The sequence below is a fragment of the Stenotrophomonas sp. GD04054 genome, from assembly GCF_029836955.1.
Taxonomy (GTDB): Bacteria; Pseudomonadota; Gammaproteobacteria; order Xanthomonadales; family Xanthomonadaceae; genus Stenotrophomonas; species Stenotrophomonas maltophilia_A.
In genome coordinates this window covers 1-25,210 of sequence record NZ_JAOECR010000050.1, presented here as the reverse complement: position 1 = coordinate 25,210, position 25,210 = coordinate 1, and the positions used below count along the sequence as shown (strand labels likewise).

14 protein-coding genes and 1 riboswitch are annotated in these 25,210 nt (G+C 66.8%); of the genes, 10 read left to right on the top strand and 4 right to left on the bottom strand.

What is annotated here, in order from left to right; all coding sequences use genetic code 11:
* Positions 1-56 precede the first annotated feature (56 nt).
* From glyQ to N7573_RS18310, 6 genes are all read left to right on the top strand, one after another.
* Complete coding sequence (gene glyQ / locus N7573_RS18335; RefSeq protein ID WP_006403404.1) at positions 57-968, top strand: glycine--tRNA ligase subunit alpha; 912 nt, start codon at positions 57-59, stop codon at positions 966-968.
* A gap of 87 nt (positions 969-1,055) precedes the next feature.
* A complete protein-coding gene (gene glyS / locus N7573_RS18330) occupies positions 1,056-3,131 on the top strand; it encodes a glycine--tRNA ligase subunit beta (protein WP_279912488.1) in 2,076 nt (691 codons plus the stop codon).
* Between the two features lie 256 nt (positions 3,132-3,387).
* Positions 3,388-5,184, top strand: a complete 1,797-nt coding sequence (locus tag N7573_RS18325; RefSeq protein ID WP_080291770.1) for an autotransporter assembly complex family protein — start codon at positions 3,388-3,390, stop codon at positions 5,182-5,184.
* On the top strand, positions 5,181-9,041 hold the full coding sequence (locus N7573_RS18320) for a translocation/assembly module TamB (RefSeq protein ID WP_279912487.1): 3,861 nt from the start codon (positions 5,181-5,183) through the stop codon (positions 9,039-9,041). Before N7573_RS18325 ends, N7573_RS18320 begins: the two co-directional genes overlap by 4 nt.
* 171 nt (positions 9,042-9,212) lie before the next feature.
* Positions 9,213-11,360, top strand: coding sequence for a S46 family peptidase (locus tag N7573_RS18315; RefSeq protein WP_279912486.1), 2,148 nt, complete (start codon positions 9,213-9,215; stop codon positions 11,358-11,360).
* Between the two features lie 135 nt (positions 11,361-11,495).
* Positions 11,496-14,942 carry a PAS domain-containing hybrid sensor histidine kinase/response regulator gene (locus N7573_RS18310; RefSeq protein ID WP_279912485.1) on the top strand — a complete coding sequence of 1,149 codons (3,447 nt, stop codon included), beginning with the start codon at positions 11,496-11,498 and terminating at the stop codon, positions 14,940-14,942.
* Positions 14,943-14,988: 46 nt separating this feature from the next.
* Here the strand turns inward: N7573_RS18310 and N7573_RS18305 are convergent, their stop codons facing one another.
* The 4 genes from N7573_RS18305 to acs form a co-directional block, all read right to left on the bottom strand.
* Positions 14,989-15,564 carry a manganese efflux pump MntP family protein gene (locus N7573_RS18305; protein ID WP_032128462.1) on the bottom strand — a complete coding sequence of 192 codons (576 nt, stop codon included), beginning with the start codon at positions 15,562-15,564 and terminating at the stop codon, positions 14,989-14,991.
* A gap of 88 nt (positions 15,565-15,652) precedes the next feature.
* Positions 15,653-15,742, bottom strand: a riboswitch (yybP-ykoY riboswitch).
* Positions 15,743-15,988: 246 nt separating this feature from the next.
* Positions 15,989-16,360, bottom strand: a complete 372-nt coding sequence (locus tag N7573_RS18300) for a hypothetical protein (RefSeq protein ID WP_279912484.1) — start codon at positions 16,358-16,360, stop codon at positions 15,989-15,991.
* A gap of 168 nt (positions 16,361-16,528) precedes the next feature.
* The gene (locus N7573_RS18295; protein WP_005420420.1) at positions 16,529-17,194 is read right to left on the bottom strand and encodes a response regulator transcription factor; all 666 of its coding nucleotides are present in this window, start codon (positions 17,192-17,194) and stop codon (positions 16,529-16,531) included.
* A gap of 121 nt (positions 17,195-17,315) precedes the next feature.
* Entirely contained in the window at positions 17,316-19,259 is a 1,944-nt protein-coding gene (acs, locus tag N7573_RS18290) for an acetate--CoA ligase (RefSeq protein ID WP_279912483.1), read from the bottom strand.
* Positions 19,260-19,504: 245 nt separating this feature from the next.
* Here acs and N7573_RS18285 point away from each other — a divergent pair, with 245 nt between their 5' ends.
* The 4 genes from N7573_RS18285 to xth all read left to right on the top strand — a co-directional run.
* The gene (locus N7573_RS18285) at positions 19,505-20,932 is read left to right on the top strand and encodes a DcaP family trimeric outer membrane transporter (protein ID WP_071229448.1); all 1,428 of its coding nucleotides are present in this window, start codon (positions 19,505-19,507) and stop codon (positions 20,930-20,932) included.
* A 93-nt stretch (positions 20,933-21,025) separates the two neighbouring features.
* Positions 21,026-22,687, top strand: a complete 1,662-nt coding sequence (locus N7573_RS18280) for an MFS transporter (protein WP_164222664.1) — start codon at positions 21,026-21,028, stop codon at positions 22,685-22,687.
* A gap of 260 nt (positions 22,688-22,947) precedes the next feature.
* Positions 22,948-24,357 (top strand): coniferyl aldehyde dehydrogenase, encoded by a 1,410-nt coding sequence (locus tag N7573_RS18275; protein WP_279914031.1) that lies wholly within the window; start codon positions 22,948-22,950, stop codon positions 24,355-24,357.
* 118 nt (positions 24,358-24,475) lie between these two features.
* The coding region (gene xth, locus N7573_RS18270) for an exodeoxyribonuclease III (protein WP_279943240.1) at positions 24,476-25,210 on the top strand (735 nt) is incomplete at its 3' end.

Here is a 25,210-nt window from a genome sequence, read left to right as displayed (position 1 = left end):
CCCCGCAGGTCGGCCGTTATACTAGCGCACCCCCTTGCCGGCCAAGACTCGTACGCATGTCCGCGACCCCGACCGTTCCGATCACCTTCCAGGGCCTGATCCAGACCCTGAACCAGTTCTGGGCCCAGCAGGGCTGCGTGCTCATCCAGCCGCTCGACCTGGAGGTGGGCGCCGGTACCTTCCACCCGGCCACCTTCCTGCGTGCGATCGGTCCGGAGAGCTGGAACGCGGCCTACGTGCAGCCCTCGCGCCGCCCGACCGACGGCCGCTACGGCGAGAACCCGAACCGTTTGCAGCGCTACTACCAGTACCAGGTGGCGATGAAGCCGGCGCCGGACAACATCCAGCAGCTGTACCTGGATTCGCTGAAGGCACTGGGCATCGATCCGCTGGTGCACGACCTGCGCTTCGTCGAGGACAACTGGGAATCGCCGACGCTGGGCGCCTGGGGCCTGGGCTGGGAAGTCTGGCTCAACGGCATGGAGGTGACCCAGTTCACCTACTTCCAGCAGGCCGGTGGCCTGGAGTGCCGCCCGGTGCTGGGCGAGATCACCTATGGTCTCGAGCGCCTGTGCATGTACCTGCAGAACTGCGACAACGTCTACGACCTGGTCTGGACCTACGGCCCGGACGGCCAGCCGGTGACCTACGGCGACGTCTACCACCAGAACGAGGTGGAGCAGAGCACCTACAACTTCGAATACGCCGACGTGGAAGAGATGTTCCACCGTTTCGACGCCTGCGAACGCGAAGCGCAGAAGCTGGTGGAAGTGAACCTGCCGCTGCCGGCCTACGAGCAGGTGATGAAGGCCAGCCACACCTTCAACCTGCTGGATGCGCGCCGCGCGATCAGCGTGACCGAGCGCCAGCGCTACATCCTGCGCGTGCGCGCGCTGGCCCAGGCGGTGGCCAAGGCGTACTACGAGCAGCGCGAGAAGCTGGGCTTCCCGGGTGCGAAGAAGGCCTGACCGCCTTCCTGCACCGACCCGCTTTTCACCCACTACCCGGGGCGCCGGACGCGTTGCGCGCTGCGCCCCCACCACAGGATCGAACCGATGAGCCAACTGTCCCCCCTGCTGATCGAACTGGGCACCGAGGAGCTGCCGGTCAAGGCGCTGCCGGGCCTGGCCCAGGCGTTCTTCGACGGTGTCGTCGAAGGCCTGCGCAAGCGCGGCGTCGCGCTGGAACTGGGCGATGCGCGCCCGCTGTCGACCCCGCGCCGCCTGGCCGTGCTGCTGCCGGGCGTCGGCCTGGAGCAGCCGGAACAGCACAGCGAAGTGCTGGGCCCGTACCTGAACATCGCGCTGGACGCCGAAGGCCAGCCGACCAAGGCCCTGCAGGGCTTCGCCGCCAAGGCCGGGATCGACTGGACCGCGCTGGAAAAGACCACCGACAACAAGGGTGAGCGCTTCGTGCACCGCGCGGTGACCCCGGGCGCGAGCACCGCCAGCCTGCTGCCGGAGATCCTGCGCGACGCGATTGCGGCGATGCCGATTCCCAAGCCGATGCGCTGGGGCGACCACGCCTGGGGCTTCGCGCGCCCGGCGCATTGGCTGGTGCTGCTGCACGGTGCCAACGTGGTCGAGGCCGAGCTGTTCGGCCTGCAGGCCGGCCGCGTCAGCCGTGGCCATCGTTTCCACCACGACCAGGCGGTGTCGCTGGCCCAGCCGCAGGATTATGTTGAAGCCCTGCGTGCCGCGTTCGTGCTGGTCGACCCGAGCGAGCGCCGCGCGCGCATCGTCGCCGAGGTCGAGGCCGCTGCGGCCAAGGCCGGTGGCAGCGCCCGCATCACCGACGACAATCTGGAACAGGTGGTGAACCTGGTCGAATGGCCGTCGGCAGTGCTGTGCAGCTTCGAACGTGCGTTCCTGGCGGTGCCGCAGGAAGCGCTGATCGAGACGATGGAGATCAACCAGAAGTTCTTCCCGGTGCTGGATGCCGCTGGCACCCTGACCGAGAAGTTCATCGGCATCGCCAACATCGAATCGAAGGACGTGGCCGAAGTGGCCAAGGGCTATGAGCGCGTGATCCGCCCGCGCTTCGCTGATGCCAAGTTCTTCTTCGACGAGGACCTGAAGCAGGGCCTGGTGTCGATGGGCGACGGCCTGAAAACGGTGACCTACCAGGCCAAGCTGGGCAGCGTGGCCGACAAGGTTGCGCGCGTGGCCGCTCTGGCCGAAGTGATCGCCCCCCAGGTCGGCGCCGACGCTGCGCAGGCCAGGCGTGCCGCCGAACTGGCCAAGAACGACCTGCAGTCGCGCATGGTCAACGAGTTCCCGGAGCTGCAGGGCATCGCCGGCCGCCACTACGCCGTGGCCGGTGGCGAACCGGAAGAAGTGGCGCTGGCCATCGACGAGGCCTACCAGCCGCGCTTCGGCGGTGACGACATCGCGCTGTCGCCGCTGGGCAAGGTGCTGGCGATTGCTGAACGTGTCGACACGCTGGCCGGTGGCTTCGCCGCGGGCCTGAAGCCGACCGGCAACAAGGACCCGTTCGCCCTGCGCCGCAACGCGCTGGGCCTGGCCCGCACGATCATCGAAAGCGGCTTCGAGCTGGACCTGCGCGCGCTGCTGGCCAGCGCCAACGCTGGCCTGGCCGCACGCAGCGTGCAGGCCGATGTCGGCGAGCTGTACGACTTCATCCTCGACCGCCTGAAGGGCTACTACGCCGACAAGGGCGTGCCGGCCACGCACTTCAACGCCGTCGCCGAGCTGAAGCCGGCCTCGCTGTACGACTTCGACCGCCGCCTGGATGCGATCGGCACCTTCGCCGCGCTGCCGGAAGCCGAGGCGCTGGCTGCGGCCAACAAGCGCATCCGCAACATCCTCCGCAAGGCCGAAGGCGACATCCCGGCCCAGATCGACCCGGCGCTGCTGCAGGAAGACGCCGAGCGCGCGCTGGCTGAAGCGGTCACCGCGGCCATCGACGACACCGGCGCCAGCCTGCAGCACAAGGACTATGTGGCTGTGCTGGCGCGCCTGGCACGCCTGCGCCCGCAGGTCGACGCGTTCTTCGATGGTGTGATGGTCAATGCCGAGGATCCGGCGCTGCGTGGCAACCGCCTGGCGCTGCTGACGATGCTGGGCGAGCGCCTGGGCAAGGTGGCAGCGATCGAGCATCTGTCGAGCTGACGCCCGTATCGGTAGTGCCGGCCGCTGGCCGGCATTGCCACCGCGCATCGGATCGGTCTGTGGGTTGCCGGCCAGCGGCCGGCACTACCGGATCACCGCTGGCGGATGTCCATCGGGGTCATTGCCGGCATCGCGCACGATGCCGGCATCCTCGGCTGCGATCACGACGATCGCCACAAAGGCGCGTATTTTGACCGCCACTTAACAACCGATCCCGAATGACGTGATGCATTTCGCATCGTCACCTTCGGTCGGTATGCTGTGCCGCATGCAGCCAAAGAAATACGCCCTGCCGCTGATGGTCCTGTCGCTGGCCGCCACCTCCGTGGCCCACGCGCGCGGCACCATCGACAAGGTGGACATCAAGGGATTGGACAAGGGCGACGACGCCGCAATCATCGAGAACATCCAGGAATCGCTGTCGCTGTACGACACGATCGGAAAGGAACAGGGCGAATCGCGCCTGGAGTACCTGCTGTCACAGGCCGAGCGGCAGACCCGCCAGGCACTGGAACCGTTCGGGTACTACAACCCGGTGATCAAGGTCGAGGCGCCGCGCGAGGACGAGCACGTGCGCGTGCTGATCCATGTCGACAAGGGCACCCCGGTGACCGTCCGCCGCGAGCACATCGACATCACCGGACCGGCGATGTACGACCAGTACCTGCAGGACGATCTGGCCGCGTTCAAGCCGCGCAAGGGCCAGCGTTTCGAACATACGCAGTACGAAGCCAGCAAGATCACCGTCACCCGCCGCCTGGCCGAACGTGGCTATTTCGATGCCGACTACACCCAGCGCCAGGTGCAGATCACCCGTGCCGACAACGCCGCCGACATCGACCTGACCTGGGACAGCGGCCGCCGCTACAACATGGGACCGGTGCGTTTCGAGCAGGACTACTTCGTCGACAAGCTGTTCGATCCGCTGGTGTACTGGGAACAGGGCAGCTACTTCCACGAGGGCAAGCTGGACCGGCTGCGCGAGTCGCTGACCAAGCTGGACTACTTCAGCGTGATTGACATCCAGCCGCGGCCCGACCAGGCCGATGCGAACGGCGAAGTGCCGGTGGATGTGAAGCTGACCCGTGCCAAGCGCACCATCTACACCGCGGGTCTGAGCTACGGCAGCGAAAGTGGCCCGGGTGTGCGCGGTGGCATCGAACGGCGGTGGCTGAACAACCGCGGCCACAAGATGAACACGCAGCTGGACTATGCGCAGAAGCGCAAGAGCCTGGTCACCAGCTACCGCATTCCGGCCTTCAACTGGCTTGATGGCTGGTACACCTTCGCTGCCAGCGCCTACGACGAGCAGACCGACTATATCGACCTGCGCAACTTCAAGCTGATCGCCAGCCGCAGCGGCGAGATCAACGAACACTGGACCGCGATCGCCTCGATCAACGCGCTGCGCGAGCGCTGGCGCTATGCCTCCGGCACCGAATTCACCGACGCGGTCTACAACACGTCGACGCTGGTGTACCCGCAGATGGTCGCCGACTACGTCAACGTCGATGACGAACTGTTCCCGCGCAAGGGCATCAGCGGTACTGCGACGATGCGTGCCGGCGTTGAAGGTGCCGGTTCGGACACCAGCTTCGTGCAGGCCAATGCCGTGCTGCGCTGGTACATCCCGGTGGGCGAAAGCAACCGCCTGATCCTGCGCGGCGAGGGTGGCACCACCTGGACCAGTGATCTGGTGGCGATGCCGCCCAGCCTGCGCTACTTCGCCGGTGGTGACCGCAGCATCCGCGGCTATGCCTATCGCGAGGTGGGCCCGCGGACCCCGGCACCGGACAAGTACGCGCTGGGCGCCAAGAACCTGGTGATCGGCTCGGCCGAGTACGAGCACTATTTCAATGGTGGCCCTTGGGGTGCGGCGGTGTTCGTCGATACCGGCAGCGCCTTCGACAACACCATCGATCTGCATACCGGCGTCGGCTTCGGCGTGCGCTGGAAATCGCCGGTGGGCCCGGTGCGCGTGGATATCGCGCATGGCTTGAACAACCCGGATTCGCAGTTCCAGCTGTACCTCAATATCGGAGCGGACCTGTGAGTACGCCCGCACCCACTCCGAACCCGACCACGCCGCCGCGCGTGCGCTTCTACCGCCGCCGCCGCTTCTGGGCCTGGTCCGGTGTGGGCGTGCTGGGCCTGGTGCTGCTGGCCCTGCTGGCGGTGTACTGGTTGCTGCAGACCGTGGCCGGGCGTGACGTGCTGCTGGCGCAGGTGGTGGCACGGCTGCCGGTGGGCGCCAGCTTCACCTGGGACAAGGTGGACGGCCCGGTGGCCGGTCCGCTGACCCTGTACAACGTCGACTTCCGCTACGACGACATCCATTTCCACGCCGAGCGCGCCCATCTGGAGCCGGACCTGCGCCCGCTGCTGGGCCGCAAGCTGCTGCTGGACAAGCTGGAGCTGACCAACGCGACGTTGAACCTGGCCAAGAGTGACGAGCCGTTCAAGCTGCCGTCGTGGCCCGATTCGCTGCCGCAGATCGAAATGCCGTTGGCGATCCAGGCCGATGCCATCGCCATCGACGGCTTCCGCATCAGCCAGGCCAACGAGCCGGTGATCGACATCAGTCGCGTGCGCGGCGGCATCGAGATCGCCAATGGCGAGTTCCAGGCACACAAACTGGTGGTGGACAGCGACATGGGCAATTTCACCGCCCAGGGTCGTTACATCCCGGCCAAGGACTACGACACCGATGTGACCGTCACCGCGGTGCTGCCGGCGCCGCGTGGCCGCACGGCCGCCACCGTCGGCCTGGTCGCCCGCGGTGACCTGTCGCACATGGAAGTGGCCGTAGCCGGGCGCGCGCCGAAGCCGCTGCACGCGATGCTGGTGTTCGATGGCCGCACCGATCCGAGCTGGAGCGCCAGCATCCGCAGTGACGAGCTGGATCTGGCGCTGCTGTCGCCGGCACTGGCCAGCTCGGCGATCGCGCCGCTGGCACTGGATTTCACCGCCGCCGGCAAGGGCGGCAACGCCAACCTGCGTGGCAAGGTGAAACAGGGCGATCAGGAACTGGAACTGGCACCGTCGGTGGTGTCGCTGCAGGACCAGGTGCTGAAAGTCTCACCGCTGCTGGTGAAGGGTCTTGGCGGTGAGGCGCGGCTGGAAGGCACCGCCGATTTCAGCCAGGAAGACCAGCAGAAGCTCAACTTCTCGGTGGTCGCACATGACCTGACCTACGTGCCAGCGGCGGACCCGAACACCGCCGGCAGCGCCCCGGTGCCGGTCACCTTGAAGGAAGCGCGCTTCGGCCTGGCCGGTACCCTGAAGGCCTGGGCGGCGATCGGCCGCGCCGAGGTCGAGCGCGACGCGCAGAAGGCACAGCTGCACTTCGATGTGCGCGGCAACGATCAGGCCGCGTCGATCCATCAGCTGCAGGCGCAGACCCCGGGTGGCCAGCTGCAGGTGGAAGGCCAGGTGGCGTGGGCACCGCAGCTGGACTGGGATGCCAAGGCCATGCTGAAGGACTTCGACCCCGGCTATTTCGTGCCGGGCTGGAATGGCCGCCTGTCCGGCAACCTGGCCTCCAAGGGGCGCCAGCTGCCGCCGCCGGCAAACGCACCGCCGGGTACCGCCGGCACGTTGGAAGCCACGGTCGATCTGCCGTCGTTGAAGGGCGTGCTGCGTCAGCGCAACCTGGACGCGCAGGGCAAGTTCGCGCTGCAGGGCGCGCAGGGCCAGGGTGACCTGAAGCTGTCGCTGGGCAGCAGCCGGGTGACCGCTTCGGGCAAGGTCGGTGACCGCCTCGACATCGATGCGCGTTTCGAACCGCTGCAGCTGAGTGACCTGCTGCCGGGCGCCGATGGCGGCCTGCGTGGCCAGGTACAGGTGAAGGGCCCGCGCGATGCGCCGGACATCACCGCCGACCTGGTCGGCAACAACCTCAACTGGGACGGCTACGGCGCCGAGAGCGTGAGCATCAAGGGCCACCTGCCGTGGCGCGGCGACAGCGGCACGCTGGCGATCCAGGGCCAGCAGGTCAATGCCGGCATGCTGCTGGAACGCTTGAATGTGGATGCGCAGGGCAGTGTCTCCAACCTGCGCCTGGCCGCGCAGACCCGCAACGAGATGGGCGCGATCGAGCTGCAGGGCAGCGTGCGCCAGCAGGGCGCGCAGTGGCGCGGCGAGCTGGCCGCGCTGCGCATCGCACCGGTGAAGGGCGATGCCTGGTCGCTGCGTGCACCGGCGGCGTTCGCGATCAACGGCAGCAACTACACGCTGGGCGAAGCCTGCCTGGCCGCCGCCAGCAGCGGCACACTGTGCGCACAGGCCAACTGGCCGCGCGAAGGCCTGGTGGTGCGCAGTGATGCGCTGCCACTGGCGCTGGTGCAGCCGTGGTTGCCGCCGCAGTCCGGCCGTCGCATCTACCTGCGTGGCGATGTCAGCCTGGATGCGCAGATCCGCCCGCGCGGCAACGCCTGGGAAGGCCATGTGGAAGTGCGCTCGAAGGAAGGCGGCGTGCGCCTGGGTGAGAACCGCAATGCCGTGGGGGACACCACCCGTGGCGAGCTGGTGCGCTACGACCAGTTCTCGCTCAAGCTCGACATGACCCCGGCCAGCATCAAGGGCTACCTGGGCATGGGCTTCCAGGGCAACGGCTTCGTCGATGCCAGGATGCAGACCGGTTGGGAAGCCAGCGCGCCGTTGAACGGCGAGCTCTATCTCAACATGTCGCGGCTGTACTGGCTGGAGCTGTTCTCGCCGGACATCGTGCGACCGACCGGCCTGATCGAAGGCCACGTCAGCCTGCGCGGCACGCGTGGCCAGCCGTCGCTGGGCGGTGACGCGCAGCTGAGCAACTTCAAGGGTGAATTCCCGGCACTGGGCCTGACCTTCGACCAGGGCAAGGGCAGCTTCGTGGCCCAGCCCGACGGTTCGGCCAAGATCACCGCGCAGGCCAACTCCGGCCAGGGCACGCTGTACGTGGATGGTGGCCTGTCGTGGTTCGGCGATGCACAGCCGCTGCAGTTGAAGATCCACGGCGACAACGTGCTGCTGTCCAACACCAGCGAGCTGCGCATCGTCGCCAATCCCAACCTCGACTTCACCCTGGCCAAGGCCGCGATGGAGCTGCGTGGCACCGTGCACGTGCCCGAGGCCGACATCGATCTGGAGCGCCTGGACCGCGGCACCTCGGTGTCCGAAGACGTGGTGGTGCTCGACCCGGCCGATCCGGAAGAGTCGCGTACCTCGCCGCTGGATATGGAGCTGACCGTCAGCCTCGGTGACAAGGTGAAGATGACCGGCTTCGGCCTGAAGGGCGCGCTGACCGGCAAGATGCAGGTCTGGGCCAAGCCTGGCCGCGAGATGACCGCCAATGGCGGGCTGGAAGTGAGTGGCCGCTACAAGGCGTACGGGCAGGACCTGACCATCACCCGCGGCAACCTCACCTGGAACTACAACGCGGTGTCCGACCCGCGCATCAACATCCGCGCCGAGCGCCGGATCGGTGATGTCACCGCGGGTATCGACGTGACCGGGCGTGCGCAGCAGCCGCGTGCGGACGTGTGGTCCGATCCGGCAATGTCGCAGTCCGAAGCCCTGGCTTATCTGGTGCTGGGACGCAGCCTGACCGGCGCCAGCAGCGACCAGACGCAGCAGGTCAATGCGGCCTCGGCGGCATTGTCGGCCGGCAGCGGCCTGCTGGCCTCGCAGCTGGGTGCCAAGCTGGGCCTGGACGATGCCGGCGTGAGCCAGTCGCGCGCGCTGGGTGGCTCGGTGATCGGCGTCGGCAAGTACATCTCGCCCAAGCTGTACGTCGGTTACGGCGTGTCGCTGGTCGGTGCCGGTTCGGTGATCACGCTGAAGTACCTGCTGCGCCGCGGCTTCGACGTGGAAGTGGAATCGAGCACGGTGGAAAACCGTGGGTCGATCAACTGGCGGCGGGAGAAGTAACGATGCGGTAGTGCCGGCCGCTGGCCGGCAACTGCACCGTATCTCCCGAGTTGCGTGGCTTGCCGGCCAGCGGCCGGCACTACCGTGCACGACGCCCCCAACCATCGGCCGTTGCCCCTTCCGCCCCCAGCGGCTATGGTCCCGGGCTGTTCTGTCGTACCGGATTGCCCCATGTCACCACGCAAAGCCCTTCCCACCGCCCTGGCCCTGGGCCTGACCCTCGCCGCCGGCGCCCACGCCGATGAAGGCATGTGGATGCCGACCCAGCTGCCGGAGCTGGCCAAGCCGCTGCAGGCCGCAGGCTTCAAGGGCAATCCGGCCGACCTGGCCAATGTCACCGCACCGCCGCTGAGCGCAGTGGTGCGTGCCGGTGGCGGCACCGGCTCGTTCGTATCGTCGGACGGCCTGCTGCTGACCAACCACCACGTGGCGATGGGCGTGATCCAGTACAACAGCTCGCCCGAGCACGACCTGATCAATGGTGGCTTCATCGCCAGGGACCGCGCCGACGAGCGCCCGGCCAACCCGGACTTCCGCGTGCTGGTCACCGTCGGCTTCGACAAGGTGACCGACCAGGTGCTGGCGCAGGCGCGTGGCAAGACCGGGCGTGCCTACTTCGATGCGGTGGATGCGGCCAGCAAGCAGATCGTGGCCGAGTGCGAGAAGGACGGCAGCGTGCGCTGCTCGGTGGCCAACATGTACTACGGCACCGATTTCTACCGCATTGCCCAGCTGGAACTGAGCGACGTGCGATTGGTCTACGCGCCGCCGCGTGCGATCGGCAACTACGGCGACGAGATCGACAACTTCATGTGGCCGCGCCACACCGGCGACTTCACCCTGCTGCGCGCCTATGTCGGCAAGGACGGCAAGCCGGCCGCGTACAGCAAGGACAACGTGCCCTACCAGGCGCCGGCGCACCTGCAGATGTCGGTGGAAGGCCCGAAGGAAGGTGACTACGCGATGCTGGCCGGTTACCCGGGCATCACCTATCGCCACCGTACCGCGGCCGAATTCGCTGGCCAGATCGATACCGTGCTGCCGCGCCGCGTATCGGTGTTCCAGCAGATGATCGACACCATCGAGGCCGCCAGTGCCAAGGACGCGCAGGCGCGCACCCGCTACGCCTCGCAGCTGCAGTCGCTGAAGAACAACCGCAAGCGCGCCGCCGGTGAGCTGGAAGGCCTGTTGCGCAGCGACGCCAAGGCCCAGCGTGCCGCCGACGAGACGGCGATGCTGGCTGCTACCGACCGCAAGTACCAGGGCGACATCAAGGCGCTGCTGACCAACCTGTCGCAGGGTGCGGCGGTGGGCGAGCGTGACCTGCTGCTGGACCAGATGGCCGCACAGAGCCAGCTGCTGCGCTCGGCGCTGCTGCTGGAACGCCTGCGCATCGAATCGGCCAAGCCGGACGCGCAGCGCGAGAGTGGTTTCCAGCAGCGCGACCAGGCGATGATCGAAGGCGTGCTCAAGCAGGTTCAGCGCCGTTACGCACCGGAAGTCGAGAAGGCGCTGCTGACCACCCTGCTGACCCGCTACCAGAAGCTGCCGGACGCGCAGCGCGTGGCCGAGTTCGATACGGCCTTCGGCCGTACCCCGGAGCAGCTGGCAGCGGCGCTGGATACCCTATACGCCGGCACCCAACTGGGTGAGGAGGCACAGCGCCTGTCCCGTTTCGCTGCTGCGCGCGAAGGCGAGGCGCTGGCTGCCGATCCGCTGATCACCGTGGCTGGCCCGCTGGTGGCCGCGCAGCTGCGCATCGAGAACGAAAGCAAGACCCGCGAAGGCGAGCAGCTGCGCCTGCGCCCGGCCTACATGCAGGCGCTGTTCGCCTGGCGTGCCAAGCAGGGCCGCGCGGTGTATCCGGATGCCAACCGCACCCTGCGCATCAGCTACGGCAAGGTCGAGGCGCTGCATCCGCGCGACGGCGTGACCTACTCGCCGGTGACCACCGTGGCCGGCATCGTCGAGAAGAACACCAACGCCTATCCGTTCGATGCGCCCAAGCCGCTGCTGGCCGCGATCGCCAAGGGTGACTTCGGCAGCACCGCCGACCCGGCGCTGAAGACCCAGACGGTCAACTTCCTGACCAACCTGGATACCACCGGCGGCAACTCCGGCTCGCCGGTGCTCAACGCCAAGGGCGAACTGATCGGCCTGAACTTCGACAGCAACTGGGAATCGGTCAGCGCCAGCTGGTGGTTCGACCCGCGCTACAAGCGCGCCGTGCACGTGGACATGCGCTACCTGCGCTGGTTGCTGGCCAAGGTCTACCCGGCACCGGAACTGCTGAAGGAAATGGGCGTGCCGGCCCAGTAAGAAGCCGGCCACGACCAATGGTCGTGGCCCGCACCGCGTAGGCCCCCACCTTGGTGGGGGTGGTTGTCCCCAACGAGCCCGCACCCCCGGCCACGCCTGGCCTACACTGCGGGTTCTTCCGACGGAAACGCGCGCGTGGTCTCCAGCTGGATCCTGCTGCTGGTCTCGGTTGCCTATGCCGCGCTGCTGTTCGGCGTGGCGTGGTGGGGTGACCGTCGGCCGATGTACCCCGACCGGCCGTGGCTGCGGCCGGTGGTCTACAGCCTGGCGCTGGCCGTGTACTGCTCGTCGTGGACGTTCTACGGTGCGGTCGGTACCGCCGTGCGCAACGGCGTGGGCTACCTGCCGATCTATATCGGTCCGTTGCTGCTGCTGTTGTTCGGCTGGCGCATCATCGAGCGCCTGGCGCTGATCGCACGCAGCCAGAACGTGGTGTCCATCGCCGACTTCATTTCTTCGCGCTTCGGTCGCTCGCGGCGGCTGGCGGCGCTGGTGGCGATCATCGCGCTGATCGGCATCATTCCGTACCTGGCCCTGCAGTACAAAGCAGTGGCGATGAGCCTGCAGGTACTGACCGGCAACACCGGCCCCACTGGCTTCTTCACCGATCCCGCGCTGTACGTGGCGCTGCTGATGGCGTTGTTCGCCACCCTGTTCGGTACCCGCCAGGTCGATGCCACCGAACACCACCACGGCATGATGCTGGCGATCGCCTTCGAATCGGTGATCAAGCTGCTGGCGATGCTGGCCGTGGGCGTGTTCGCCTACCTGTGGCTGAGCAACCGCACCGACGCGGTGGTCGAATCGGTGCATACGCTGTTCACCGGCCTGCCGCCGGTGGGCTTCATCTCGCAGACCCTGCTCAGCTTCCTCGCCATCATCTGCCTGCCGCGCCAGTTCCACGTGGCGGTGGTCGAGTGCGGTGACGTGCGCGATGTGCGCCGCGCGCGCTGGATGTTCGGCGGCTACCTGGTACTGATCTCGGGCATGGTGCTGCCGATCGCCACCGCCGGCGTGACCCTGTTCGGTACCGGCGGCAGCGTCGCCGACGACTCGATGGTGCTGGCCCTGCCGCTGGCCGAAGGCCGCAATGCGCTGGCGTTGATCGCCTATGTGGGCGGCTTCTCGGCGGCCACCGGCATGGTGATCGTGTCGTCGATCGCGCTGGCCACCATGGTCAGCAACGATCTGGTGATGCCGGTGCTGCTGCGTCGCAGTGGCGACCATCAGGAGGCCGCCGACGTCGCCTCGCGCGTGCTGTGGATCCGCCGCCTGGCGATCCTGCTGCTGGCGCTGATGGCCTACAGCTACTACCGCACCAGCAGCAACGACAGCACGCTGGCCTCGTACGGCCTGATGGCGTTCGCCGCGGTGGCGCAGTTTGCGCCGGGCCTGATCGGCGGCCTGTACTGGCGCGGTGCCAGCCGGCGCGGCGTCGAGGTGGGCATGCTGCTCGGCTTTGCCACCTGGCTGTACACCCTGCTGCTGCCGGCGATGACGATGGCCGGCTGGGTCGATGCTGGCTGGGTGCAGCACGGCCCGTTCGGCATCGAGTGGCTGCGCCCGCAGCAGCTGTTTGGCATGACCGGCTGGGACCCGCTGACCCACGGCACGTTCTGGTCGCTGCTGGTCAACGCGGCGACGATGATGCTGGTGTCCGCGCGCTGGCGGCCCGGCGTCGACGAGCGGCTTCGCGCCGCGCCGTTCCTCGATCCGTATGCCGAGCGTCCGTCGGTGGCCGGTGGCTGGCCGGGTCACGTGCACGTGGGTGACCTGCTGGCACTGGCCTCGCGGGTGGTCGGTGAACGTCACGCACGGCGCTCGTTCTTCGAGCAGGCGCAGTCGCTGGGCCGTGAGCTGCAATCCTCTGCACCTGCCGACCGCCCGTGGGTGCAGTTCACCGAGCGCTTGTTGGCCGCATCGATCGGTGCGGCGTCGGCGCGCCTGCTGCTGACCAGCCTGCTGCGTGGCTCGGGCATGGATCTGGGCGAAGTGGTGGCCGTGCTGGACGAAGCCGGGCAGGAGCTGCGCTTCAACCGCGAGATCCTGTCGACCACGCTGGAGAACATCAGCGCCGGGGTCAGCGTGGTCGATCCGGACATGCGGCTGACCGCATGGAATCGCCGCTACCAGGACATGTTCGGCTACCCCGACGGCATGCTCTACGTGGGCCGCCCGGTGGCCGACCTGATCCGCTACAACGCCGAGCGCGGCGAGCTGGGCGAGGGCGATATCGAAGTGCAGATCAACCGCCGCATCGGCTACATGCGCGCCGGTTCACCGCACGTGTTCGAGCGCACCCGCAGCGATGGCAAGGTGATCGAGATGCGTGGGCAGGCGCTGCCCGGCGGCGGTTACGTGACCAGCTACAACGACATCACCGACTACAAGCACGCGGAAAAAGCACTGTTGGAGGCCAACGAGACGCTGGAACAGCGCGTGGCCGAGCGCTCGCATGAGGCCGAGGTCGCGCAGCAGTCGAAGACCCGTTTCCTGGCGGCGATCAGCCACGACGTGCTGCAGCCGTTGAACGCTGCGCGCCTGTTCGCCTCGGCACTGCGCGACAGTGATCACGTGAGTGACGAGCAGAAGCATCTGGCCGAGCGTGTGGACGCTTCGTTGCGTGCGGCCGAAGAGCTGCTCGATGGCCTGCTGGATGTGTCGCGGCTGGATGCCGGCGGCCTGCATCCGGTGATCGGCGAGTTCGACGTGAGCGCGTTGATGCGTGAGCTGGCCGCGCAGTACACCCCGGTCGCGGCTGGCCGCGGCCTGCGTCTGGACCTGTTCGCACGCCCTGCGTGGGTGCGCAGTGACCGCCGCCTGCTGCGCCGCGTGCTGCAGAACTTCCTGGCCAATGCGCTGCGCTACACCCGCCAGGGCCGCATCGTGCTGGCCGTGCGCCAACGCGGCGATGAAGTGGAACTGCAGGTGTGGGATACCGGCCCCGGCATTCCCGAGCACCATATGCGTCAGATCTTCGACGAGTTCCACCGCTACCAGCAACCATTCGACTGGGGCGAACAGGGGTTGGGCCTGGGCCTGTCGATCTGCCAACGCATCTCGCGCCTGCTCGACCATCGGTTGAACGCACGCAGCCGGGTCGGCAAGGGCTCGATGTTCTCGATCATCCTGCCGCGGGTGGCACCGCTGCCGGGCTACACCGAGCTGGCCACGCCGGTACAGGCGGTGGCCGCACCGGTACGCAGCGATTCGCTGGCGGGCCTGCGCGTGCTGTGCGTGGACAACGACGAGGAGATCCTCGACGGCATGCGCGCACTGCTCGGCCGTTGGCAGGTGCAGGTGATCACTGCGGCCACCGTCGACCAGGCGCTGGAGAAGATCGTCGAGCGCCCGCAGGTGATGCTGGTGGATTACCACCTGCACGACCGCATGGACGGCCTGGATGCGCTGGTGGCGCTGCGCGAGGCGGCCGGTTACCCGCTGCCGGGCGCACTACTGACCGCCGATGGTCGCGACGAGCTGAAGCGGATGGCGCGCGAACGCGGCTACCGCGTGCTGACCAAGCCGATCAAGCCGGCCTCGCTGCGCGCCTTCCTGGGCGCGCTGCGCGACGCTCAGTAGTGCCGGCCGCTGGCCGGCAACCACGCAATCGCTCGCCCTCGGCGTTTTACCCCAGGCCGTGCAGGTGTTCGTACAGGATCGTCGCGCCGATGATCACCAGGATCACGCCGCCGATGATCTCGGCACGCTTGCCGACCATGCTGCCCAGCACGCGGCCGAGCATGATGCCGACAGTGACCATGGTCAGCGTGCACAGGCCGATGACCGCTGCCATCACGCCGATATGCACGTCCATGAAAGCCAGGCCGATGCCCACCGCCATCGCGTCGATGCTGGTGGCGAATCCGGTCAGCGCAAGCTTCCAGAACCCGTGGTGCTGCGAGGGGTCTTCGTCTTCGTCGGCACTGTCCGGTCGCAGGCCGTTGTAGATCATGTGGATGCCCAGTGCGCCGAGCAGGCCGAAGGCGATCCAGTGGTCGAAGGCTTCGACGTACTGCAGGGCGGCACGGCCGAGCAGCCAGCCGATGATGGGCGTGATCGCCTCGATGACGCCGAAGATGATGCCGGCACGCAGTGCGTCGCGGAACACCGGCTTGCGCATGGCCGCACCCTTGCCGATCGCCGCGGCGAAGGCATCGGTGGACATGGCAAAGCCGATCAGGAGGATCGAAATGGGGGACATGGGCGGCGGCTGAGGTCGGGCTAGGACGGACGCACGGCCTGCGCTCGCGCCCAACCTGACGTTGCGCGCGCGGGCCGCTGGTCTCGCCAACCATCATGGTTGTCCACGCCACGGCGCACTGGCCGAGTATGTTGACGTGGACGATTCCTGCGTAGGAATCCGGCTACTCCCCAAGGGGACGCGCAGCTTAGCATCGCGATTCACGCGCGGCGCATTTCCAGCGAAACGCGCAGGCAGGGCTGGTTTGTATAGCGATGGCTATATCGAGAGCGCAGCCGTGCCTGGTAGTGCCGGCCGCTGGCCGGCAGGTGCACCATCAAAAGCGTGCCAAGCAAGCTTGGCACCTACCGGAGCAGTGCCTGATGGTGCTGGGCCATGCCTGGAGGCCTGGGACCATCCGGACAGCCTTCGCGAACGAAAGCGATCAACGTGCGGATACTTTCGATTCTGTTGAGGGCAGGGTGAGAGGTTGCTCATCGGCTGGGCGGGTCATTGAACTGATCTGGAACTGACACCAGTCACGCATGATCTGCAGATTCGAGACCCGCTGCGGATCGTCCTCCCCGCTGGGCCCCACTGCACGAATGCGCAATGCAGCGATGCTTCTCTCGAGATCGTCGACATGGGTGAGCAACTGCTCATTGGCTGCACATTCAAGATCGGCGAAGAGCCGCTGGTACCTTGAATAGCCGAGATCAGGCATGAACCTGCCACTCACGCGCCAGGATACATATCGGAAGCACTGGACTACACCAATCTTCAAGCCGTCGGTATCGATCAGTGTCCAGGTGTCCATCGTTCCGGGCGGGAAGTTGGAACTTCCAGCTTGAGACCGAATCCATCATCCCGCCAGAGCTGATTGCGTCATCGGCGGGGCTGGGCAAAAGTGCCAAGCAAGCTTGGCACCTACCGAAGCGATTTCAGGCGGTTTCAGGCCAATGCCGGCCAGCGGCCGGCACTACCTTCAGTCTTCTTCCGGCGGCAGCACGATGGCGTCGTCGTCGATCGCCAGCTTGCCGGCCATCAGCACGGCCTGGGTGCGGTTGGTGACGCCCAGCTTGCGCAGGATGGCGGTGACGTGGGCCTTGATCGTCGCTTCGGAGACGTTGAGGTCGTAGGCGATCTGCTTGTTCAAGCGGCCGGCGCCCAGCATCTGCAGCACGCGGAACTGCTGCGGGGTCAGCTCACGCAGGCGCTGGCCGACTTCGCGTTCCTCGCTGCCGGTGGGCGGCACGTTGTGCGCTTCCGGCGGTGCCCAGGTCTCACCATCGAGGATGGTGCCCAGTGCGTGGCCGATGGTGTCCGAATCCGCAGACTTCGGAATGAAGCCCAGCGCGCCGTGGTCGAGCGCGCGGCGCATCACCGTGGCTTCTTCGCGCGCGGACACCACGACCACCGGCAGCTGCGGATGCAGCGAGCGCATGTGCACCAGCGCGTTGAAACCCTGCGCACCGGGCATGTTGAGATCCATCAGGACCAGGTCGGCGTCGTTGTGCTGGTCGGCCAGCGCGTACAGCGCTTCCACGCTGTCGGCTTCGAACAGCTGCACGCCGGGGATGACCCGCTGTACCGCCCCACGCAGGGCTTCGCGGAACAGCGGGTGGTCATCGGCAATCAGGAGGGTGGTCATGGGTCGAGCTTATCGATCAGGAAAAAGAGCGACGTGATGGCAGGTGCAGGACGGGTCGGACACGGCCGGGTCCCTCCTCCCGGCCACGTCCCTGGCGCGTCCTGCGCCTGCGGTCACGCCATCAGCGCACCTTGCGCTCGTCCACCAGCGACGCCACCACCGACGGATCGGCCAGGGTCGAGGTGTCGCCAAGCTGGTCCGGTGCGTTCTCGGCGATCTTGCGCAGGATGCGGCGCATGATCTTGCCCGAGCGGGTCTTCGGCAGGCCCGGCGCCCACTGCAGGTGGTCCGGCGTGGCGATCGGGCCGATCTCCTTGCGTACCCAGGCGACCAGTTCCTTCTGCAGCTCATCGGTCGGCGCCTCTTCGGCCACCAGCGTCACGTACGCATAGATGCCCTGGCCCTTCACGTCGTGCGGGAAGCCGACCACGGCCGCTTCGGCCACCTTCGGGTGCGAGACCAGAGCGCTTTCCACTTCGGCGGTGCCGATGCGGTGGCCGGACACGTTGATCACATCGTCCACGCGGCCGGTGATCCAGTAGTAGCCGTCTTCGTCGCGGCGGCAACCGTCGCCGGTGAAGTAGCTGCCCGGGTAGGTGCGGAAATAGGTATCGATGAAACGCTGGTGGTCGCCGTACACCGTGCGCATCTGGCCCGGCCAGGAATCGCGGATGATCAGGTTGCCCTCGGTCGGGCCGTCCTGGATCTCGCCATCGGCATTGACCAGCGCCGGCTGCACGCCGAAGAAGGGCAGGGTGGCCGAGCCGGGCTTGAGGTCCATCGCGCCGGCCAGCGGCGAGATCAGGATGCCGCCGGTCTCGGTCTGCCACCAGGTATCGACGATCGGGCAGCGGCTGTCGCCGACCACCTCGTAGTACCAGCGCCAGGCTTCCGGATTGATCGGTTCGCCGACGCTGCCGAGCAGGCGCAGCGACGCGCGCGAGGTCTTCTTCACCGGCTCCTCGCCTTCGCGCATCAGTGCGCGGATGGCGGTCGGGGCGGTGTAGAAGATGCTCACCTTGTGCTTGTCGATGACGTTCCAGAAGCGCGAGGTGTCCGGATAGTTCGGCACGCCTTCGAACATCAGCGAGGTCGCGCCGTTGGCCAGCGGGCCGTACACGATGTAGCTGTGGCCGGTGACCCAGCCGACGTCGGCGGTGCACCAGTAGATGTCGTCCTCGCGCAGATCGAACACCGCTTCATGGGTGTAGGCCGCGTACAGCAGGTAGCCGCCGGTGGTGTGCAGCACGCCCTTCGGCTTGCCGGTGGAACCGGAGGTGTAGAGGATGAACAGCGGGTCTTCCGCGTTCATGCGTTCCGGCTCGCAGGTGGCCGGCTGGCTGTCCACCACATCGTGGAACCAGCGGTCGCGCGGGGCCTGCATGTCGACCGCACCGCCGGTGTGACGCACCACCAGCACGGTTTCCACGGTATTGGTGCCGGGCAGCTTCAGCGCAGCATCGACGTTGGCCTTCAGCGGAATCCTGCGGCCACCGCGCAGGCCCTCGTCGGCGGTGATGATCAGCTTGCTCTGGCAGTCGCTGACGCGGTCGGCGATCGAGTTCGGTGCGAAGCCACCGAACACAACCGAGTGGATCGCACCGATGCGTGCGCAGGCCAGCATGGCCACGGCGGCGTCGACGATCATCGGCAGGTAGATGGTGACCCGGTCGCCCTTCTTGACCCCGAGGTTGCGCAGCGCGTTGCCGAGGCGGCAGGTGCGCTCGTACAGCTCGCGATAGGTCACGTGCTGCGCCGGTGCATCCGGGCCATCCGGCTCGAACAGCAGGGCGGTCTTGTCGCCACGCTTCTCCAGCTGGCGGTCCAGGCAGTTCACACTGGCATTGAGCTCGCCATCTTCGAACCACTTGATGTGGAAATCGGACAGGTCGTAGCTGACGTTCTTGATCTTCGTCGGCTTGCGCATCCACTTCAGGCGCTCGGCGGCCTTGCCCCAGAAACCATCCGGGTCGGTCACCGAAGCCTGGTACTGCTGTTCGTACGACGTCTTGTCGATGCGTGCCTTGGCGGCGAACTGCGGATCGACGGGGTAGATATCAGCCATGGCACCCTCACTTGCACGTTGACTTTGTATGTGCGGTCGCAGCATCGCAGCGACCGATCCCCTTCAGTTTGCCCCATCCACCCCCGGCCGCGTCACCACTCTGGTTAGACCATGGTCGAAAGTGAGCGCCCAGCAGGGCCGGGTTCGACCAATGGCGAATAGCCGCTATACATAATCGCCCCGCAGTCTCGGCTCGACCGTGCCCCACGCGCGGCATCACCTTGCCACTTGGGAGAGAGGGCAACATGAGCCACCGTACGTTGAAAGCCGTGCGCAAACCTTTGGCGGCCTGCCTGTTGGTCGCCCTGGTCGCACCGGGCATGGCGTTCGCTGAGACCGCCAAAGAGAAAGCGCTGGAAGCACGCGTTGCCGAACTGGAACGCCAGGTCCAGCTGCTGCTGTCTTCGCAGCAACAACAACAGACCCAGATCAGCCAGACCCAGCAGGCGGTGACCGAAGTCCGCACGGTGCAGGCCGAGCAGAAGCCGGTCGCCTCGGTGCCGGCGGGCAAGCAGCCGATCCAGGTCACCACCATCACCCCGGGCGCCGCGCCGGGCACCACGGTCAAGATCGGCGGCTTCATCAAGGCCGATTTCCTCGCCACCCAGACCAGCGATGGCCAGCTGGCCGACGACGCCACCGGCCGCTCGCTGTACCTGCCGGGCCAGACCCCGGTGGAAGGCGCCGGTGGCAGCGGCAAGCGCTCGGGCACCGATTTCAACGCCCACGCCAAGTTCTCGCGCTTCAATCTGGGCATCGACAACGTGAGCGAATCGGGCAACAAGGCCGGTGCGTTCTTCGAGATGGACTTCTTCGGCAACTCGCTGGGCAACCAGACCGCCACCAATACCTACGGTGTGACCCTGCGCCACGCCTACATGTACTGGAACAACTGGATGGCCGGCCAGACCTGGTCCAACTTCATGGACGCGGCCGCACTGCCGGAAGCGGTCGACTTCGTCGGCCCCACCGACGGCGTGATCTTCGTGCGCCAGGCCCAGGTGCGCTACACCCAGGGCGGCTTCAGCGTCGCGCTGGAAAACCCGGAAACCACCACCCTCACCGGTACCCGCAACCCGGTTACCGGCGCCTGGACCAACGCCAGCGCCAACTCCGATCGTGGCAGCCTGCCTGATCTGACCATGCGTTACGGCTGGAAGGGCAACTGGGGCACCTTCGGCGTCGGCGGCATCGTCCGTCAGCTGAAGGTCGACAACCAGGCCACCGGCGCCAAGGCCGACAAGGTGGCTGGCGGCCTGACCCTGGGCGGCAAGTGGGTGATGGGTGACAGCGATTCGCTGCACTACCAGCTGACCGGCGGCGAAGGCATCGCCCGCTACATCGGCCTGGGCATCACCGCCGACAGCGCCTACGACGTGGCCCGCGACGAGCTCAACCCGACCGGCGTGCTGGCCGGCTACGTGGGCTGGCGGCATGCGTTCTCGCCGAAGCTGCGCACCAACCTGATCTACGCGCGCAGCGACTACGACAACGACAGCATCCTCGGCCCGCTGGTGACCAAGAGCGTGCAGAGCATCCGCGGCAACATCTTCTACTCGCCGCTGCCCAAGGTCGATATCGGTGCGGAGCTGATGTACGGCCGTCGCGAAGTGGAGAACGGCAACAAGGGTGACATCACCCGGTTGCAGTTCACCACGAAGTACAGCTTCTAAGAGCGTGCCGGCCAAGGTCGGCATCCACCGAATTGAGTGCCGACCAACGTTCGGCACCCACCAACAACGATTGCTTCGGAGGGGAAGCGTCCCATGTCCAGTACACCCAGCACCGCCCATAAAGCGGGCACCCTGACCAAGGGCCACAAGAAGGTCATCTTCGCCTCGAGCCTCGGTACGGTCTTCGAGTGGTATGACTTCTTCCTGTACGGCTCACTCGCCGCCATCATCGCCAAGCAGTTCTTCAGTGGTGTCAATGAAACCACGGGCATGATCTTCGCCCTGCTGGCGTTTGCAGCCGGCTTCTTCGTGCGTCCGTTCGGTGCGGCCTTCTTCGGCAGCCTCGGCGACCGCATCGGCCGCAAGTACACCTTCCTGGTCACCATCCTGATCATGGGCATCTCGACCTTCCTGGTCGGCGTGCTGCCCAACTACGCTTCGATCGGCTTCGCCGCTCCGGTGATCCTGATCATCCTGCGCCTGGCTCAGGGCCTGGCGATGGGCGGCGAGTACGGCGGTGCCGCCACCTACGTGGCCGAGCATGCGCCGGACGACAAGCGCGGCCTGTACACCAGCTTCATCCAGTGCACCGCCACGCTCGGCCTGTTCATGTCGCTGCTGATCATCCTGGCCTGCCGCTACTTCCTCGGCAACGAAGCCTTCGAAGCCTGGGGCTGGCGTATTCCGTTCCTGGTCTCGATCCTGCTGCTGGGTGTGTCCGTGTGGATCCGCCTGCAGCTGAGCGAGTCGCCGCTGTTCCAGCAGATGAAGTCCGAGGGCAAGGGTTCCAAGACGCCGTTCCGTGACAGCCTGAAGGGCGGCAACCTGAAGCTGATGCTGCTGGTCCTGCTCGGCGCTGCAGCCGGCCAGGCCGTGGTCTGGTACGGCGGCCAGTTCTACGCGCTGTTCTTCCTCAGCAGCATGCTGAAGGTCGATGCCACCACTTCCTACCTGCTGATCGCGGCCGCGCTGGCGCTGGGCGTGCCGTTCTTCATCTTCTTCGGCTGGCTGTCCGACCGTATCGGCCGCAAGAAGATCATCCTCGCGGGCTGCTTGCTGGCCGCCGTCACCTACATCCCGATCTTCAAGGGCCTGACCCACTTCGCCAACCCGGCCATCGAAGAAGCCCGCAGCAGCTCTCCGGCCCTGGTCGTGGCCGATCCGGCCACCTGCTCGTTCCAGTTCGATCCGGTCGGCCTGCGCAAGTTCACCAGCTCCTGCGACGTGGCCACCGCCGCGCTGACCAAGGCCGGTGTGCCGTATGACGTGCAGCCCGCCGCCGCCGGTTCGCTGGCGATGGTGAACGTGGGCAGTGCCAGCGTCACTTCGTATGAAGCCGCTGGCCTGACCAAGGAAGAGGGCAAGGCCAAGGCCGATGCGTTCGGTGCGGAACTGAAGACCGCCCTGACCACCGCCGGCTACCCGGCCAAGGCCGATGGCGCACGCATCAACATCGCCGGCACGATCTTCATGCTGTGGCTGCTGGTGCTGTACGTGACCATGGTCTACGGCCCGATTGCCGCCTACCTGGTCGAACTGTTCCCGACCCGCATCCGCTACACCTCGATGTCGCTGCCGTACCACATCGGCAACGGCTGGTTCGGTGGCTTCCTGCCGGCGATCTCGTTCGCGCTGGTGGCCGGTACCGGCAACCTGTACTACGGCCTGTGGTACCCGATCATCATCGCGCTGATGTCGGTGGTGATCGGCGGCCTGTTCCTGCGCGAGACCAAGGACGTGGATATCACCAAGTAGGAATGATGTTCATCGGATGAAGGAGAGGCCGTGGTGCAGACCACGGCCTTTTCGTTTCCCTGTAGCGCCGAGCCATGCTCGGCGACCGCGCAACGCGCGGCACAAAACTCCGCAGACGCTCATAAACAGCGCTCAACGCTGTCATCGCGGTTGACAAGCATCCGAAGCCACAGCCTGTATCTCGCCCGGGGTCAGATCCCTTTCGCGCGCGAAAGGGATCTGACCCCATCGAGACGTGTCGCACCCCGTATAGTCGGCCCATGACCACCACCGCCCCAGCCGACCTGCCCGTCATCCTGCGCGCCCTGCGCAGTGCGTGGCAGGCGCAGCGCCCCTCGCTCGACCAGCGCGAAGCCGACCTGCGCCGCCTGCGCGAGGCGCTGAAGCCGCGCCTGGACGAAATGGCCCAGGCCATCGCCGAGGACTTCGGCCACCGCGCCCACACCGAATCGAAGCTGGCCGATGGCATGAGCGTGCTGTCGGCCATCGACCACCTGCGCCGCCACCTGCGCCGCTGGTCGAAGCCGCAGCGGGTGGGCGCCGGTTGGCGACTGTGGCCGGCGCGCGCGCAGTTGCGGCCGACGCCGCTGGGCGTGGTCGGGGTGATCTCGCCCTGGAACTACCCGGTCACGCTGGCATTGGTGCCGCTGGCCACCGCCATTGCCGCCGGCAATCACGTGTTGTTGAAGCCCTCCGAGCACACGCCGCGCACCAGTGCGTTCCTGGCCGACCTGCTGGCCAGCGTGTTCCCGCAAGACCGGGTGGCGGTGGTGCAGGGCGGGGCGGACGTGGCCGCAGCGGTGTCGTCGTTGCCGCTGGACCATCTGCTGTTCACCGGCTCGACGGCCGTTGGCCGCAAGGTGATGGCCGCAGCGGCCGAACATCTGGTACCGGTCACGCTGGAACTGGGCGGCAAGTCGCCGGCGATTGTCTGTCGCGATTTCCCGCTGGACAAAGCCGCTGCGCGGCTGGCTACCGGCAAGTGGTTCAACGCCGGGCAGACCTGCATCGCGCCGGATTACGTGCTGATCGATACTGTGCGCCAGCGCGAGTTCGTGCAGGCGCTGCAGCAGCAGGTACGCGAGCGCTACGGCGATTTCAGCAGCGCCGACGATTACACGCGCATCATCAACGAAGGCCAGTACCGGCGCCTGCAGGGCTATCTGGCGCAGGCGCGCGAACGCGGCGTGCCGGTGATTCCGCTGGCTCAGGTGGACGATGCGCGCGCTGATCGTGAGCGGCTGCTGGTGCCCACTGTGGTGCTGGACCCGCCGGACGACCTGGACCTGATGCGCGAGGAGATCTTCGGGCCGATCCTGCCGGTGCGCGCCTACCCGGATCTGGATGCGGCGCTGGCCGACGTGCTGTCGCGTGATCGGCCGCTGGCGCTGTATCCCTTCAGCCATGACACGGCGACGGTGGAGCGCATCCTCGGCCAGGTGGTGGCCGGTGGGGTGACGGTGAATGACACGCTGCTGCACTTCGCCGCCGATGGCCTGCCGTTTGGCGGGGTGGGGGCCAGCGGCATGGGTGCGTACCACGGGCGGGCCGGGTTCGATGCGATGAGCAAGCGGCTGCCGGTGCTGTGGCAGTCGCGCTGGGCTGCCAGTGACCGGCTGCGGCCGCCGTATTCGAAGATTGCGGGGTTGTTGAAGTTCCTTTTGCGGTGATCGGGTTCCGGTAGTTGCCAACCTTGGTTGGCACACGGTGATTGCTGGCGCCAACCAAGGTTGGCGTCTACCGGGGTATAGGGGCGCCCATCAGGGCCCACCCGGGTAGAATGCCCCCATGAAGATCGCCTCGTGGAACGTCAATTCGCTCAATGTCCGCCTGCCGCACCTGGAGCAGTGGCTCAAGGAGTTCGGCCCGGACATCGTCGGTATCCAGGAAACCAAGCTGGAGGACCACAAGTTCCCCGATTCGGCGCTGATCGCCGCGGGCTACCGCAGCGTGTTCGCCGGCCAGAAGACGTACAACGGCGTGGCGCTGTTGTCGCGCGAGCCGGCGCAGGACGTGCAGATCGGTATTCCCGGCTTCGAGGACGAGCAGAAGCGCGTCATCGCCGGTACCTTCGGCGACCTGCGTGTGATCAACCTGTACGTGGTCAACGGCCAGGACATCGGCACCGACAAGTACGACTACAAACTGCGCTGGCTGGAAGCGGTCCATGCCTGGATCGCCGAAGAACTGCAGCGGCACCCGAAGCTGATCGTGATGGGTGACTTCAACATCGCCCCGGACGCGCGCGATGTGCACGACCCGGAGGTGTGGAACGAAAACCACATCCTGACCTCCACCGCCGAGCGCGGCGCACTCAACAAGCTGCTGCAGCTGGGCCTGCACGATGGCTTCCGCCTGCACAATGACGAGGCGGGCACCTTCAGCTGGTGGGATTACCGTGCCGCTGGCTTCCGCCGCAACCTGGGCCTGCGCATCGACCTGACCCTGGTCTCCGACGCGCTGAAGGGCAGCGCGGTGGCCTCGGGCATCGACCGCGAGCCGCGTACCTGGGAACGCCCGAGC

Coding starts and splice junctions, on each gene's coding strand:
- glyQ (WP_006403404.1), top strand. CDS start 57: ATGTCCGCGACCCCGACCGTTCCGATCACCTTCCAGGGCCTGATCCAG.
- glyS (WP_279912488.1), top strand. CDS start 1,056: ATGAGCCAACTGTCCCCCCTGCTGATCGAACTGGGCACCGAGGAGCTG.
- N7573_RS18325 (WP_080291770.1), top strand. CDS start 3,388: ATGCTGTGCCGCATGCAGCCAAAGAAATACGCCCTGCCGCTGATGGTC.
- N7573_RS18315 (WP_279912486.1), top strand. CDS start 9,213: ATGTCACCACGCAAAGCCCTTCCCACCGCCCTGGCCCTGGGCCTGACC.
- N7573_RS18305 (WP_032128462.1), bottom strand. CDS start 15,564: ATGTCCCCCATTTCGATCCTCCTGATCGGCTTTGCCATGTCCACCGAT.
- N7573_RS18300 (WP_279912484.1), bottom strand. CDS start 16,360: ATGGACACCTGGACACTGATCGATACCGACGGCTTGAAGATTGGTGTA.
- N7573_RS18295 (WP_005420420.1), bottom strand. CDS start 17,194: ATGACCACCCTCCTGATTGCCGATGACCACCCGCTGTTCCGCGAAGCC.
- acs (WP_279912483.1), bottom strand. CDS start 19,259: ATGGCTGATATCTACCCCGTCGATCCGCAGTTCGCCGCCAAGGCACGC.
- N7573_RS18285 (WP_071229448.1), top strand. CDS start 19,505: ATGAGCCACCGTACGTTGAAAGCCGTGCGCAAACCTTTGGCGGCCTGC.
- N7573_RS18280 (WP_164222664.1), top strand. CDS start 21,026: ATGTCCAGTACACCCAGCACCGCCCATAAAGCGGGCACCCTGACCAAG.
- N7573_RS18275 (WP_279914031.1), top strand. CDS start 22,948: ATGACCACCACCGCCCCAGCCGACCTGCCCGTCATCCTGCGCGCCCTG.